Annotated in this window: 1 protein-coding gene (cut by a window edge); it reads right to left on the bottom strand. The window is 72.5% G+C overall.

Translation table 11 applies throughout. The annotated features are described in order from the left end of the window. Positions 1-15,288, bottom strand: partial view of a non-ribosomal peptide synthetase gene (locus tag ON21_RS25435; protein ID WP_039801688.1) — the 3' portion only. 10,098 nt of this gene lie beyond the right edge of the window; only the last 15,288 of its 25,386 coding nucleotides appear in the window; its start codon lies off the right edge, out of view; the stop codon is at positions 1-3.

Below are 15,288 nucleotides of genomic sequence, written 5' to 3' on the forward strand. Positions count from 1 at the left end.
CTAGGGGCGGTCGGTGTCGGCCAGTGCCGCGGTGAGGACGTGGCCGATCCGCGCCAGCGCGGAGTCCGAAGTCATCCGCCAGTGCGAAGCGTGCACGGCATGGTTGTGTACGGTGCCGTCCACGGCGTCCGCCCAGCTCGCGGCCCCGGTGGCGCCGGTCGGATCGTCCAGGGCGGCGGTGAAGTACACGAGGTTGCCCTTGTAGGGGCGGGGACGGTAGCGCCGGATCAACTCCAGTGACCCGGCGCCCGCGCCGAGCACGCGGTCGATGCGGTCGGCGCCGAAGGAGGCCCACGGCTCGGGCAGGTCCGCGATGCGGCGCGCGAGCCGGGGCAGGTCGAGTTCGGCGTCGGCGTCGGCGGCCGCTTCACCGAGCAACCCGCCGAGCAGATCCGCGACCGGCACGCCGGCGGCTACGTCGGCGGCGACCCGCAACGAGCTGTCCATCATGGCCAGTACCGCGACCCGCTGGCCCTGCTCTTGGAGCTGCACCGCGACCGCGTGCGCGAGCACGCCGCCGAGCGACCAGCCGAGCAGATGGTAGGGCCCATCGGGTTGCACCGCGCGGATCTCGCGCACATAGCGGCTCGCCCAGTCGTCGATGGAGTCCGGCAGCGGCTCCGACCCGAGCACCGGCGACTGGATGCCGTACACGTCCCGCTCCGGGTCCAGATGCGCCGCGAGGCCCGCGAACGACCACGCGACACCGCCGGCCGGGTGGATGCAGAACAGCGGCTCCCGCGCGCCCCCGGTTCGCAGCGGAAGCACGACGTCGAACGCGGCGGTCGCGTCCACCCGCCCGCGGCCGGATCGGTGCTGCTCCAGCTGGGCGATCAGGCGGGCGGGCGTCGGCGCGGCGAACAGCCACAGCACCGGGATCTGTTCACCGAGCCCCGCGCTCAGGCGGGCGGCGAGGCGGGTGGCCAGCAGCGAGTTTCCGCCGCGTTCGAAGAAGTTGTCGTCGAGGCCGATCCGCTCGGCGGCGAGTATCTCGGCGAAGTCGGCGCACACGGCACGTTCCAGATCGGTACCGGGAGCGCGGAATTCGCGCGCGTGCGGCTCGGGTCGCGGCAAGGCCGAGCGGTCGACCTTGCCGTTCGCGGTGAGCGGCAACGTCTCCAGCTGCCGCAGCACGGCGGGCACCATGTAGCTCGGCAGGACGTCGGCCAGCGCGGCGCGCAACACGCTCGGGTCGAGCCGCTGCGCGGCGGTGAAATAGCCGGCCAGCACGGCGTTCGCGCCGTCGGTGTCGTAGGCGACGACGATCGCCTCGCCGATCTCGGGCCGCGAGCGCAACGCGTGCTCGATCTCGGCGAGTTCGATGCGGTAACCCCGGATCTTCACCTGGAAGTCGCGCCGCTCGACGTACTCGAGGTTGCCGTCGGCGGACCAGCGCACCATGTCGCCGGTGCGGTACAGACGGGCCCCCGCGGGGCCGAACGGATCGGATACGAATCGCTCCGCGGTCAGTTCGGCGCTGCCGTGATAGCCGCGGGCCAGTTGCGCGCCGCCGAGATACAACTCGCCCGTCACCCCGGCGGGCACCGGGTGCAGACGGTCGTCGAGCACGTAGACCCGGTTGCCGGATTCGGGGGTGCCGATCGGCACCAGCGCTTGCCGTACGCCCGCGGCGGTGCGGAACCTGGTCACCGACACCGCGGCCTCGGTGGGTCCGTAGAGGTTGTCGATCCTGGCCGCGGTGAGCGCCTCGACCCGACGCACCGTCGCCGCGGGCAACGCCTCGCCGATGACCAGCAGTCTGCGCAGCGAAAGCGGCAGGCGGCGCTCGCCGGACGCTTCGGCCAGCATGGCCAGCAGCGACGGCACCAGCGTCAACGTCGTCACCGAAGCGCGGCGCACCAGATCGAGCAGCGCCGCCGGGTCGCGCTGCGCGTCCCGGGGCGCGAGCACGAGCCGGGCTCCGGTCCGCGGCGCCCACCAGTACTCCCACACCGACAGGTCGAAGGCGGCCGAGGTGAGCACCAGCACCGCGTCGTCCGGGTCGAGCGCGTATTCCGACTGCATCCAGTCCAGCTGGTGCGCGACCGCCGCGTGCGGCACCGCCACGCCCTTCGGCGCGCCGGTGGACCCGGAGGTGAAGATGACGTACGCGGTGTTCGCGGGCGACAGCGCGGCGATCCGTTCGTCGTCGCGCACCGGTCCGTCGGCCACGGTGCCGCTGACGGTCGAGATATCCAGCACCACGCTGTGTTCCGAGGCCGTCGCGGGCAGCATCGGCGCCCGCCCCGAGGTGAGCACCAGCCGCGGTCCTGCGGCGGCCAAGACGCTCGCGGTGCGTTCCAGCGGATGCGCCGGGTCGAGCGGCACGTACGCGCCGCCGGCCGTCAGCACCGCGTACATCGCGACGAGCAGGTCGACACTGCGCGGTATGGCGAGCGCGACCAGGTTTTCCGGGCCGATACCGCGTCCGATGAGCACGCGGGCCAGGCGGTTGACCCGCGCGCCGAACTCCTGGTACGTGACCGTCGTCGCGTCGTCGACGATCGCGACGGCCCCCGGCGTCCGGGCCGCCTGCGCCTCGAACGCGGCGACCAGCGTCGCCCGGGCGAAGGCGCGCCCGGCCTGGTTCCAGGCGACCAGCACGCGCTCGGTCTCCGCCGGGTCCAACAGCGCGAGATCACCGACCGGCAGCCGCGGGTCCGCGCACACCGCGCCGAGCAGCCGTTGCAGGCGAGTGGCGAAACCGGCCACGGTCGACTCGTCGAACAGGGCGGTGGCGTAGGTGATCGAGGCCGCCATGCCCGCCGGGGTTCCGTCGGAGCCATAGCGATCGGTGACGATCAGGTGCAGGTCGAACTGGGCGACTTCGGATTCGAAATCGGCCGCGGTGGCGGTCAATCCGTCCAGGGAGAAGTCGGCCTCCGCCTGGTTGTGGAAGGAGAAGCCGACCTGGAACAGCGGGTGTCGCGCGGTGGACCGCTCCGGGTTGAGCACCTCCACCAGACGCTCGAACGGCACGTCGGCGTGTGCGAAGGCCGCGACGTCGGCGGCGCGCACGCGCGCGAGCAGGTCGGCGAAACCCTCGCCCGCGTCCACGCGGGCGCGCAACACCAGTGTGTTGACGAACATGCCGACGACGTCGTCGAGTTCGGGCGCGCCGCGCCCGGCCACCGGGGTGCCCACCGCGATGTCCGAGGTGCCCGACAAGCGGGCGAGCAGCACCGTGAACGCCGCGTGCAGCACCATGAACAGCGTCGCGCCGGAGGCCCGGCCGAGTTCGGTCAGCCGCGCCTGCACGTCCGGGGCGATGGCGAAATCGACATGCCTGCCCCGCGTGGAGACGACGGCGGGACGCGGCCGGTCCGTGGGCAGGCTCAGTTGCGCGGGCAGTTCGGCCAGCGTCTCGGTCCAGAATCGGATCTGCCGCGCCAGCAACGAGGCTGGATCGTCCTCCGCGCCGAGCAGCTCGCGCTGCCACACGCTGAAATCGGTGTACTGCACCGGAAGCGGTGACCAGTCCGGTGCGCCGCCGCGCTTGCGCGCGGCGTAGGCGGCCATGACGTCGCGCGCCAGCGGCGCCAGCGACGAGCCGTCCGCGGCGATGTGATGCACCACCACCACGAGCACGTGTTCGGTCCCCGCCGCGTCGCCGTCGACCGGCGCGAACAATCGGGCCCGAACCGGGACGGTCTCGGTGACGTCGAAGCCGCCGCCGACGAAATCGGCCACCGCTGCGGCCAGATCGTCGGCCGGGACAGCGATGGGCGCGAGCACCGGGGTGCTGTCCGCGACGGGCAATACCACCTGCACCGGCCCGGACGCGTGCAGCGGATAGACAGTGCGCAGCACGTCGTGCCGGGCGACTACATCGCCGATCGCCGCGTTCAGCGCCGCCACGTCCAGCTCGCCGGTCAGGCGCACCGCCAGCGGGATGTTGTAGGCGGTGGACTGCCGATCGAGGCGGTTGAGGAACCACATGCGCTGCTGCGCGAGCGAGAGCGGCACGGGGCCGGTCACCGCGCGCCGGGTGAGCGCGGGCCGCGCGGACGGGCCGGAGGCGTCGTCCAGTGCGCGGGCCAGCGCGGCGACGGTCGGGTGCTCGAACACCACGCGGACGCCGACGGCGACCGACAGCCGGTCGGCGAGTCGTGCGGCCAGCTGGGTCGCGGTCAGCGAATTGCCGCCGCGGGCGAAGAAATCGTCGTCCAGGCCGACGCCGCCGTCGAGTCCGAGCACCTCGGCTACCGTCTGCGCCACCGTCCGCTCGGTCTCGGTGCGCGGCGCACGGAACGCGGCGGTGCGGAATTCGGGCTGCGGCAACGCCTTGCGATCCAGCTTGCCGACCGGAGTCAAGGGCAGCTCGTCCAGCACCAGCACGCTGCTCGGCACCATGTACGCGGCGAGCGAGCGGGCGGCGTGCGTCAGCAGGTCGACGGTGTCGACCGTGTGCCCCTCGGCCGCGACCACATAGGCGACCAGCGACACCGCTCCCGAGGGGTCGGTATGGCCGACGGTGACGGCCGTGCGCACCGTCTCGTGCGCCGCGAGCACGGCGTCGATCTCACCCAGTTCGATGCGCAGGCCGCGCACCTTCACCTGGTGGTCGGAACGCCCGACATAGCGCAGCGCGCCGGATCCGGTCCACCGCACCAGATCACCGGTCCGGTACAACCGTCCACCCGCGGGACCGTAGGGGTCGGCGACGAACCGGAACGCCGAAAGCCCCGGCCGCGCATGGTATCCCCGGGCCAGTCCGGGACCGCGCAGGTACAGCTCACCGGTGACGCCGATCGGCACGGGCCGCAACCTGCCGTCCAGCACCACCGCCGACATGCCGTGGATCGGCGTGCCCAGGTCGAGCGGATCGCCGGGCCGCAGCGCCGCGCTGATGGTCGCGATGACGGTGGTCTCGGTCGGGCCGTAGGTGTTGTGGAACGACCGGCCGGGGGCCCAGCGCAGCACCGTATCCGGGCCGTAGGACTCGCCGCCGACGGTGAGTACCCGCAGACAGTCCAGCTCGGTCGGGTCGAGCGTGGGCAGGACGGCCGGGGTGAGGAACGCGTGCGTCACCCGCTGGTCGCGGATGAGCGCGGTGAGTTCCGCGCCGCCGTAGACGCCGGGAGGCGCGATCACCAGCGCCGCCCCCGCGGACAGCGCCAGCAGCAGTTCCAGCATGGACGCGTCGAAGCTGGGCGAGGCCACGTGCAGCACGCGCGCGTCCGCGGTGACCAGGTACCGGTCCCGCTGGGCGAGAGCCACTCCGGCGAGACCGCCGTGCGTGGCGACCACGCCCTTGGGCGTTCCGGTCGAGCCGGAGGTGTAGATCATCCAGGCCGGGTTCTCGCACCGCACGGGACGGACGAGTTCGGCGGCGTCGACCGGCTCCGCGCTGTTGCGGCGCATCCGCGCGGCGGTGGACGGCGCGTCCAGCACCAGCCAGTCGACGTCATCGGGCAGCGCCGCGCGGCAGGTGGCGATCGTCAGGCCCAGCGCCGCACCGGAATCGGTCAGCATGTGCGCGATCCGCTCGGCCGGATAGGTCGGGTCGACCGGAACGAACGCGGCGCCGGTCTTGGCCACCGCCCACACCGCGAGGACGGAGGTGATCGAGCGCGGCACCGCGACGGCCACCGCGTCCTCGGCGCCGAGACCGTGCCCGATGAGCATGCGCGCCAGCCGCGCGGACTGCTCGTCCAGCATCCGGTAGGTCAGCTGCCGCTCGCCGCCGATCAGCGCGACAGCGTCGGGGTCGAACGCGACCGCGGCGGCCATCAGTTCGCCCAGCGTGCGCGGCGGCACCGGCGCGTCGCCGCGGCGGCCGAGCAGGTCGGCGCGTTCGGCGGGCGCGAGCAGGTCGGCGGCGGAGATCGGCGCGTCCGGTCGCGCCGTGAGCGTGCCGAGCAGCCTGCCGAAGCGGCGCAGCAGTGCGCGTGCGGTGGCGTCGTCGAACAGGTCCGTGGCGTAGTCCAGCTCGACCGCGAGGTGTCCGTCGGCATCCGGCTCGGCCGATACGGTGAATTGCAGGTCGAAACGCGCCACCCGCTCGTCGAATCCGACGGGGGTGAGTTCGAGGCCGGGCACGGCGAAGGCGTCGGCGGCGGCGTTCAGGTAGCTCAGCGCCACGGTGAACAACGGATGCCGATCCTGGGAACGCTCGACGCCGAGTTCGTCGACCACCCGATCGAACGGCACGCTCGCGTGCTCGAACGCCGCGAGGTCGACGGCCCTGATCCGGGCGAGCAGATCGGTGAAGGACTCGTCGGCGCGCACGTCGGCGCGCAGCACCACGGTGTTGACGAACATGCCGACCAGGTCGTCCAGAGCCGCCGCGCCGCGTCCGGCCACCGGTGTGCCGATCGGGACGTCGCCGGAGCCCGACAGCCGCGACAGCAGGACGGCGAGCGCGGCGTGCACCACCATGAACGGCGTCGCGTCGTGGCGCAGCGCCAGTTCGCGGATCCGCTCCGCGGCGCCGCCGCCGATCCTGGCCCGCACGTTCGCGCCGCGCTTGCTCGCGACGGCGGGACGCGGACGGTCGGCGGGCAGTTCGAGTTCGCCCGGCAGGTCGCGCAGCGTCTCGGACCAATACGAAAGTTCTCCAGCGGCAACGCTTTCCAGCTCAGCGGTCTGCCACAAGGCGTAGTCGGCGTACTGGGCGGCGAGCGCGGGCCAGACCGGTTCCGTGCCGAGCACGCGGGACAGATAGGCCGTGAGCAGATCGCGCAGCAGCGGATTCATCGAGTAGCCGTCGGCCGCGATGTGATGCACCACCGCGACCAGCACGTGACTGGTGGCGTGCTCCCGCAGCAGGGCGGCGCGCACCGGAACGGCGGCGGTGACGTCGAAACCCGCGTCGAGGAATTCGGCGATCCGGTCATCGGCGGCGCGACCGTCCAGCGCTTCGACCGCCAAGCCCACCGCGCCGTCGGCGGGCAGGATCACCTGGCGACCTGCTCCGGTCGCGTCGGCCGGATAGCTGGTGCGCAAGGTCTCGTGCCTGGCCACGACGTCGGCGAACGCGCCGATCATGGCGTCGGTGTTCAGTTCCCCTTCGATGCGCAGCGCGACCGGGATGTTGTGCGCGGCGGACGACGGATCGAGCCGGTTGAGGAACCACATGCCGCGCTGAACCGGCGCGAGCGGAATCAGTTCCGGCCGCGGCCCCGCCACCAAGGGCACCGCCTGCTCGGCGGCGGCGGCCTCCGCGGTGAGCAGGCCGGCCAGCGTTCCCACCGTCGGCGCCTCGAACAGCAGCCGCACCGGGATGCGGCGACCGAGCCGGTCGGCCAGCCGGGCCGCCACCCGGGTGGCGCTGAGCGAGTTGCCGCCCAGCGCGAAGAAGTGGTCTTCGACGCCGATCGGCCCGTTGTCCAGCACCGATTCGAAGGCCGCCGCCACCAGCCGTTCGGCCAGGGTGACGGGTGGGAGATAGGCGACGCGGTCGAAAACCGGGTCCGGCAACGCATTCCGGTCCAGCTTGCCGGAGGCGTTGAGCGGGAAGGCGTCCAGCGTGAGCAACGCCGCGGGGAGCATGTACGACGGCAGCGTGCTCGCGGCGGCGCGCAGCGCCTCGGCTTCCGCTACCGCCGCGCCCGGCGCGGCGGTGACGTAGCCGACCAGGTGGACCTCGCCGGTGACGGTGGTGACCACCCGGGCCGCCGCCTGCGCCACCCCGGGCGCGGCCGCGAGTGCGGCCTCGATCTCACCGAGTTCGACGCGCTGGCCGCGGAACTTCACCTGGAAGTCCGTGCGGCCCAAATACACCAACTCGGCCGTGTCGCCGCGGGTCTCCCAGCGCACCGAGTCGCCGGTGCGGTACATCCGCTCGCCCGGCGCGCCGAACGGGTTGGCCACGAAGCGATCGGCGGTCAGGTCCGGCCTGCCGTGGTAGCCGCGCGCCAGCTGGACGCCCGCGAGGTACAGCTCTCCCGCGACGCCGGGCAGCGTCGGGCGCAGCCGCGAATCCAGCACGTAGACCCTGCTGTTCCATGCCGGATTGCCGATCGGCAGGACGGTGCGGCCGATCTCGCCGGTGACGTCGCGGTGGGTGATGCTCACCGCCGCTTCGGTGGGGCCGTACAGATTGTGCACCCGTGCGGCGCTCACCCCGCCGAACGCCCGTACGGTCTCGGCGGGCAGCGCCTCACCGATCACGAAGACCGTGTGCAGCGACTCGAGTGCGGCGCGCTGCTCGGCGGCAGTCACGTACCCGGCGAAGACGCTCAACATGGACGGCACGAAATCGGTGACGGTGACCCGTCTTTCGGCGCAGACCCAGGTGAGGTAGGCAGGGTCGCGGTGGCCGTCCGGGGCGGCCAGCACGAGCGTCGCGCCGACGCGCAACGGCAGGAAATAGCCCCACAGGGAGACGTCGAACGTGGTCGCCGTCTTCTGCAGGTAGACGTCCTCGGCGGTGAGACCGTACCGCGCCTGCATCCAGGTCATCTGGTTGACGATCGCGGCGTGCGACACGCTCACGCCCTTCGGCTTCCCGGTGGAGCCGCTGGTGAAGATCACGTAGGCCGGGCTGCCCGGGTGGATCGGCGCGGGACGCTCGTCGGCCGCGATCGGGTCGTCGGAGTAGCCGTCCAGCGCGACGACGTCGACCAGGATGGTGGCGACGGAATCGCCGACCTCGATCCGGTCGGGCGTCGTGGTGAGCACGGCCACGGGCGCGGCGGTGTCGAGAATGTGCGTGATCCGCCGCGCGGGATGGTCCGGGTCGATCGGCACGTACGCGCCGCCCGCCTTGAGCACCGCATACATCGCGATCACCAGTTCCGGTGAGCGCCGGATCGCCAGCCCCACGAGTGTTTCGGGGCCGACGCCCGTCGCGATCAGGTGACGGGCCAGCCGGTTGGCGCGCCGGTCCAGGTCGCCGTAGGTCACGGTGGACGGAGGCGTCGCGCTGTCGGGCACGAACACCAGCGCGGGATCGTCGGGCGTCGCGACGGCCTGCGCCTCGAATTCGTCGAGCAACAGTTCGTCGGCCAGGGCGGTGTGGGCGGAGTCGTTCCACTCGGTGACCACGCGGTGCAACTCGCCCGCCCCGAACAGATCGATATCGCCGACCACCTGCTCCGGGTCGGCGGTGACCGCGGCGAGCAAGCGGGTGAAACGCGCGCCGAAGGTCGCCACGGTGGCGGCGTCGAACAGGTCGGTGGCGTAGGTCCAGCGCAGCGTGTCACCGGTAACGGTGAGCTGGAGGTCGAACGGCGTGGTCTCGTAGTCGAAGTCGTACTCGGCCACCGCGACGCCGGCCATGTCCAGGGTGACCGGCGCGAGGTTCTGGAAGAACAGCGCGATCTGGAACAGCGGGTGACGCGCCCGCGAGCGCGGCGGATCGAGCACCTCGACCAAGCGCTCGAACGGCACGTCGGCATGGGCGAAGGCGTCCAGATCGCGCTCGCGCACCCGGCGCAGCACGGCGGCGAAGGTGTCCGAGCCGGGGACCTCCGCGCGCAGCACCAGCGTGTTGACGAACATGCCGACCAGCTCGTCCAGCGCCGCGTCGCCTCGTCCCGCGACGGGCGCGCCGATCGCGATGTCGGCCGTGCCGGACAGCCTGGCCAGCAAGGTGGCCAGCGCGGCGTGCACGACCATGAACGGGGTGGCCTCATAGCGCGCGGCCACGTCGGCGATGCCGTCGCCGACCTCGGGCGGCAGCGCCACGGTCGCGCTCGCCGCGGCGTGCGAGGCGACCGCGGGGCGCGGCCGGTCGGCGGGCAGGTCGAGCTGGGCGGGCAGCGCGCGCAGCGTCTCGCGCCAGTACGCCAGCTGGCGCGCGGCCACCGAGTCCGGGTCGTCCTCCGCGCCGAGCACCTCGCGCTGCCAGAGCGCGTAGTCGGCGTATTGCAGGTCGAGCGCGGTCCACGCCGGGGCGGTGCGGGTCGCGCGGCCCGCGTAGGCGGTGGCGAGATCGTGAGCCAGCGGACCCATCGAGAAGCCGTCGGCCGCGATGTGGTGCACCACCAGCGCCAGCAGGTGATCGCGATCGGACCGGGTCACCAGGCCGACGCGCAGCGGCACCTCGGCGGTCAGGTCGAACGGCGCGGCGACGAACTCCCGCAGCGCGCCCGTCGCCTCCAGCATCTGGATCCCCTGCGCCTGGCCGACGTCCAGAATCCGCTGGTAGCCGATGCCCTCGTGATCGGGATACACCGTGCGCAGCGTTTCGTGCCTGGCCACCACGTCGCCGACGGCGGCGGCGAGAATGTCCGGGTCCAGATAGCCGGTGAGGCGGACCACCACCGCGATGTTGTGCACGGTCTCGGTGGGATCGAAGCGGTTGAGGAACCACAGGCGCTGCTGGGCGGGTGAGAGCGGGATGCGCTCCGGGCGCGGCCGCGGGGCGAGGACCGGCTTGGCGCCCGTCCCCGCGAGCCGTTCGGCCCGCGTGGCCAGCGCGGTCACGGTCGGCGCCTCGAACAGCAGGCGCACCGGGATCTCGGCATCCAGTTCGGCGCCGAGCCGGGCGGCGACCTGCGTAGCGATCAGCGAGTTTCCGCCGAGAGCGAAGAAGTCGTCGTCCGCGCCGACGCGCTCGGCGCCGAGCAGCGCCGCGACGATCCGCGCGACGGTCGCCTCGGTGCGGGTGGCCGGGGCGCGATAACCCGCGGTCGCGAACCGCGGCGCGGGCAGCGCGGCGCGGTCCAGCTTGCCGGAGGCGTTGACCGGGAACCGCTCCATCAGGACGAACGAGGTGGGCACCATGTACGCGGGCAATTCGGCGCTCAGCGCGGCGCGCACGTCGTCGGTGTCGATCGTGTGGCCGCCGGAGGCGACCAGGTAGGCGACGAGCTGATCGCCCGACCGATCGTCCGAACGGACCAGCACCACCGCCTGGGCGACCGCGTCCAGCGCCGACAGCGCCGACTCGATCTCGCCCGGCTCGATGCGCAGGCCGCGCAGCTTCACCTGGAAGTCCGTGCGACCGAGGTACTCCAGCTCGCCCTCGTCGGTCCAGGAGACGAGGTCACCCGTGCGGTACATCCGCGCCCCGGCGGGCCCGAACGGGTTCGCCACGAACCGGTCGGCGGTCAGCTCAGGCCGCGCCACATATCCCTGGGCCAGTTGCCTGCCCGCGAGGTACAGCTCCCCCGGAACGCCGACGGGCACCGGCCGCATCCTGGCGTCCAGCACCAGCAGGCGGGTGTTGGCCACCGGCCTGCCGATCGGCACGGACACCAGGTCCTGATCGGTCACCTCGTGATAGGTGACGTCGACGGCGGCCTCGGTGGGGCCGTACAGGTTGTGCACCCGCGCTCCGATCACCTCTCGCGCCCGCTGCGCGGCAACCGCGGGCAATGCCTCGCCCGATGCGAAGACGTTGCGCAGCGTAATGCACTTTTCTGTGAGCGGATCCGCCAGGAAAACCTCCAGCATGGCGGGTACGAAGTGCGCCGTCGTGACGCGCTGCTCGACGATGAGGCGGGCCAGATACGCGGGGTCGCGATGCCCGTCCGGACGGGCGACCACCAAGCGCGCGCCGAAAGCCAAGGGCCAGAAAAATTCCCAGACGGACACATCGAAGGTGGCCGGGGTCTTCTGGAGCACCACGTCGTCCGCGACGAGCGGATAGGCCGACTGCATCCAGGTGAGGCGGTTCACGATCGCCGCGTGGGCGACGGCCACCCCCTTCGGGCGGCCGGTCGATCCCGAGGTGAAGATCACATAGGCGGTGTGGCCAGGGGCGGGAGTACCGAGCCGGTCCAGGGCGGTGAGCGGTTCGGCGGAGTAGCGGGTCAGATCGAGCCGGTCGATACGGACCTGTCGCGCCGCGCCCGCGTCCAAGTCCGAGCCGGAGGTGAGCACGCACACCGGCCGTGCGGTCGAGAGCACATACTCCAGCCGCTCGGCCGGATGGTCGGGGTCGAGCGGGACGTACGCGCCGCCCGCGAGGGTGACCGCGTAGATGCCGACCACCAGGTCCAGCGACCGCCGCATGCCGAGCGCGACCGGAGCGTCCGGGCCGACACCCTGGCCGACCAGCCAGCGCGCCAGCCGCCGGGCCCGCGCGGCGAACTCGGCGTAGGACAGCGTGCGCCCGTCGACCGTGACCGCGGGCGCGTCCGGAGTCCTCGCCACCTGCGCCTCGAACAGCGAGATCAGCGTGGCGGCCGGGTCGACGGGGACGGCGGTGTCGTTCCAGTGGTCGAGCACCAGGGCCCGTTCCGCGTCGTCCATGAGTTCGAGGTCGCCGACCCGCGCCGAGGGGTCGGCCACCGCGGCTCGCAGCACGCGAGTGAAGCGAGCCCCGAACGTCTCGGCGGTGGCCTGATCGAACAGGTCCGTGGCATACCGCAGCACGCCGCGCAGCGCGTAACCGGTCGCCACGCGGTGTTCGGTCAGTTCCACCGCCAGGTCGAATTGCGCGACGCCGTTGTCCAGCGGATAGGCCGACACCGTGAGACCGGGCAGCCGCAGCTCGGTGTCGTCGTGCTGCTCGAAGGTGAGCAGCGTCTGCACCAGCGGCGAATGAGCCTGCGAGCGGACCGGGTTCAACTCCTCGACCAGGCGCTCGAACGGCAGATCGGCGTGGGCGAAGGCCCGCACGTCGACTTCGCGCACGCGGCCGAGCAATGCGGCGAACGACGAGTCCGCCGCGATCGGCGTGCGCAGCACGAGGGTGTTGACGAACATGCCGACCAGATCGTCCAGCGCTTGTTCGCCGCGTCCCGCCACGGGAGTGCCGATGGCGACGTCGTCGACGCCTGCGAGCCGGGCCAGCAGCACGGCGTAGGCGGCGTGCAGCACCATGAACGTCGAGACGCCGTGCCGCCGGGCGAGTCGCGCGATGGCGCCGGTGAGGTCGGCGGGGATCGCGAACTCGACGGTGGCGCCGCGCCCGGAGGCCACCGCCGGGCGGGGGCGGTCGGCGGGCAGCTCCAGCACCGGGGCGAGTCCGTCGAGTTCGGCTCGCCAGTAGGCGATCTGGTGCGACAGCGGCGAGTCCGGGTCGTCCGCGGAGCCGAGCGCCTCGCGCTGCCAGAGGGTGAAATCCACGTATTGCACGGGTAGCGGCCGCCACTGCGGCGCCTCCCCCGCGACGTGCGCGATATAGGCCGTCATCAGGTCGCGGGCCAGCGGCGCGGTGGAGACGCCGTCGGCGGCGATGTGATGGACCACCACGGCCAGCACATGATCTTCGGGCGCGACACGGAACAGACTCGTCCGCACCGGGATACGAGTGCGCAGATCGAAGCTCTCGCCGACCGCAGCGAGCACCGCCGCGCGCAGCTCCGGCTCGGAAACCTCGATCGGGTGCAGCGGCAGTTCGGGCACGTTCGCGCCCGTGCGAACTACTTGGGCGGGGCCGTCGGCGTCCGCCGGGAAGACGGTGCGCAGCGATTCGTGCCGATCGATCACATCGCGCACGGCCGCGCGCAATGCCGCCAGGTCCAACGCGCCGGTGAGCCGCATGGTGATCGGGATGTGGTAGACCGCCGAGTCCGGGTCGAGCCGGTGCAGCAGCCACATCCGGGTCTGCGCCAAGGACAAAGGAATTCGCTCGGGACGCTCGCGCGGAACGAGCGCGGGCCGGGCGGCGTCCCGGCGTTCCGATCCCGCCGCGCGCAGGGCCAGCTCGGCCACGGTCGGGGCTTCGAACACCTCGCGTACGGTCAGCGCGCACCCGAAGGCGGCGTTGACCCGGGCGACCAGCCGCATGGCCAGCAGCGAATTGCCGCCGCCGGCGAAGAAGTCGTCGTCCGCGCCGATCCGCGCCGCGCCGGTCAGGTCGGCGACCAGCGTGGCGAGCACCGCCTCGGTCCCCTCCCGCGGCGCGCGGAACGCACCCGCCGCGCCGGTGAGCTCGACGGCGGGCAGCGCCGACCGATCGAGCTTGCCCACGGTGGTCAGCGGCATCTCGTCGAGCACGACGAGATGGGCGGGCACCATGTGGGCGGGCAGGTGGGCCCGCGCCTCGTCGAGCACCTCCTCGGGCGTCGGGGCGGCGCCGGTGACGTAACCGACGAGGCAGTCCTGTCCCGCGCTGTCGCGGGCCACGAGCACCGCCGCGTTGGTCACGCCGGACGCGGCGGCGAGGACGGCCTCGATCTCACCCAGCTCGATCCGCTGGCCGCGCAGCTTGACCTGGAAGTCGTTGCGGCCCAGATACACCAGATCGCCGTCACGGTTCCAGCGCACCAGATCGCCGGTCCGGTACATCATGCGGCCGGGCACGCCGAACGGATCGGCGACGAATCGCTCCGCGGTCAGTCCGGGGCGGGCGTGATAGCCGCGCGCCAGCTGGTCACCCGCCAGATACAGCTCGCCCGTGACGCCGATCGGCACCGGGCGCAACCAGGCATCGAGCACATAGGCCCTGGTGTTCCAGCAGGGGCGGCCGATGGCGACGTCCCGCTCGGATTCCGCGTCCCGGTCGGTGAATTCGTGGTAGATCGCCGAGATCGCCGCCTCGGTGGGGCCGTAGGCGTTGTGCACCGCGCCGTCGAAGCTGCCGCGCAGCGCGGCGAGCAGATCGGGGGTGAGCGCCTCGCCGCCGCAATGCAGGTGCCGGAACGACCGCAGCGCGTCGCCCATGCCCTCCCCGATCAGCGCGGCCAGCACCGAGGGCACGTACTCCGCGATGGTGATCCGGTGTTCGCGCAGCAGGTCCGCGAAGTAGGCCAGGTCCAGGTGCCCGCCGGGCCGGGCGATCACCAGCGGCGCGCCGACGGCGATCGGCAGGAAGCATTCCCACACCGACACGTCGAAGGTCAGCGGGGCCCGTTGCAGGATGCGGTCGGACGCGGTGACCCGGTAGCGGAATTCCAGCCAGCGCAGCTGGTTCATGATCGCGCGATGGGTGACCGCGACGCCCTTCGGCCGCCCCGTGGAGCCGGAGGTGAACAGCACGTAGGCCGTGTTGTCCGCGCGCAGCGCGGCGATCCGCTCGGCATCGGTGACCGGTCCGTCGGCGACGTCGGCGAGGTCGAGATCGGTGAGGTCGAGCACGGGCACGCCGTCGAACGCGGGCAACGTCGCCCCGCCCGCGGTGAGCACCAGCCGGGGCGCGGCGGTCGCGACGACCTGCGTCGTGCGCTCGGCCGGATGCGCCGGATCGATCGGCAGATACGCCGCGCCCGCGCGCACGATCGCGTACATCGCCACGAGCATGTCGATCGAGCGCGACGCGGCCAGCCCGACGATGTCCTCCGGGCCGACACCCGCCTGGATCAGCGTGCGGGCCAGCCGGTTCACGCGGGAGGCGAACTCGGCGTAGGTCACCGACTCGTCCTCGTAGCGCACGCCGACCCGGTGGGGCGTGGCCGCGACGCGTGCGGTGAGCAGGTCGTCCAGCGTCTCGGCGGGCAGCGGGCGCGC

It is taken from the genome of Nocardia araoensis NBRC 100135, assembly GCF_000308435.1.
Lineage (GTDB): Bacteria > Actinomycetota > Actinomycetes > Mycobacteriales > Mycobacteriaceae > Nocardia > Nocardia araoensis.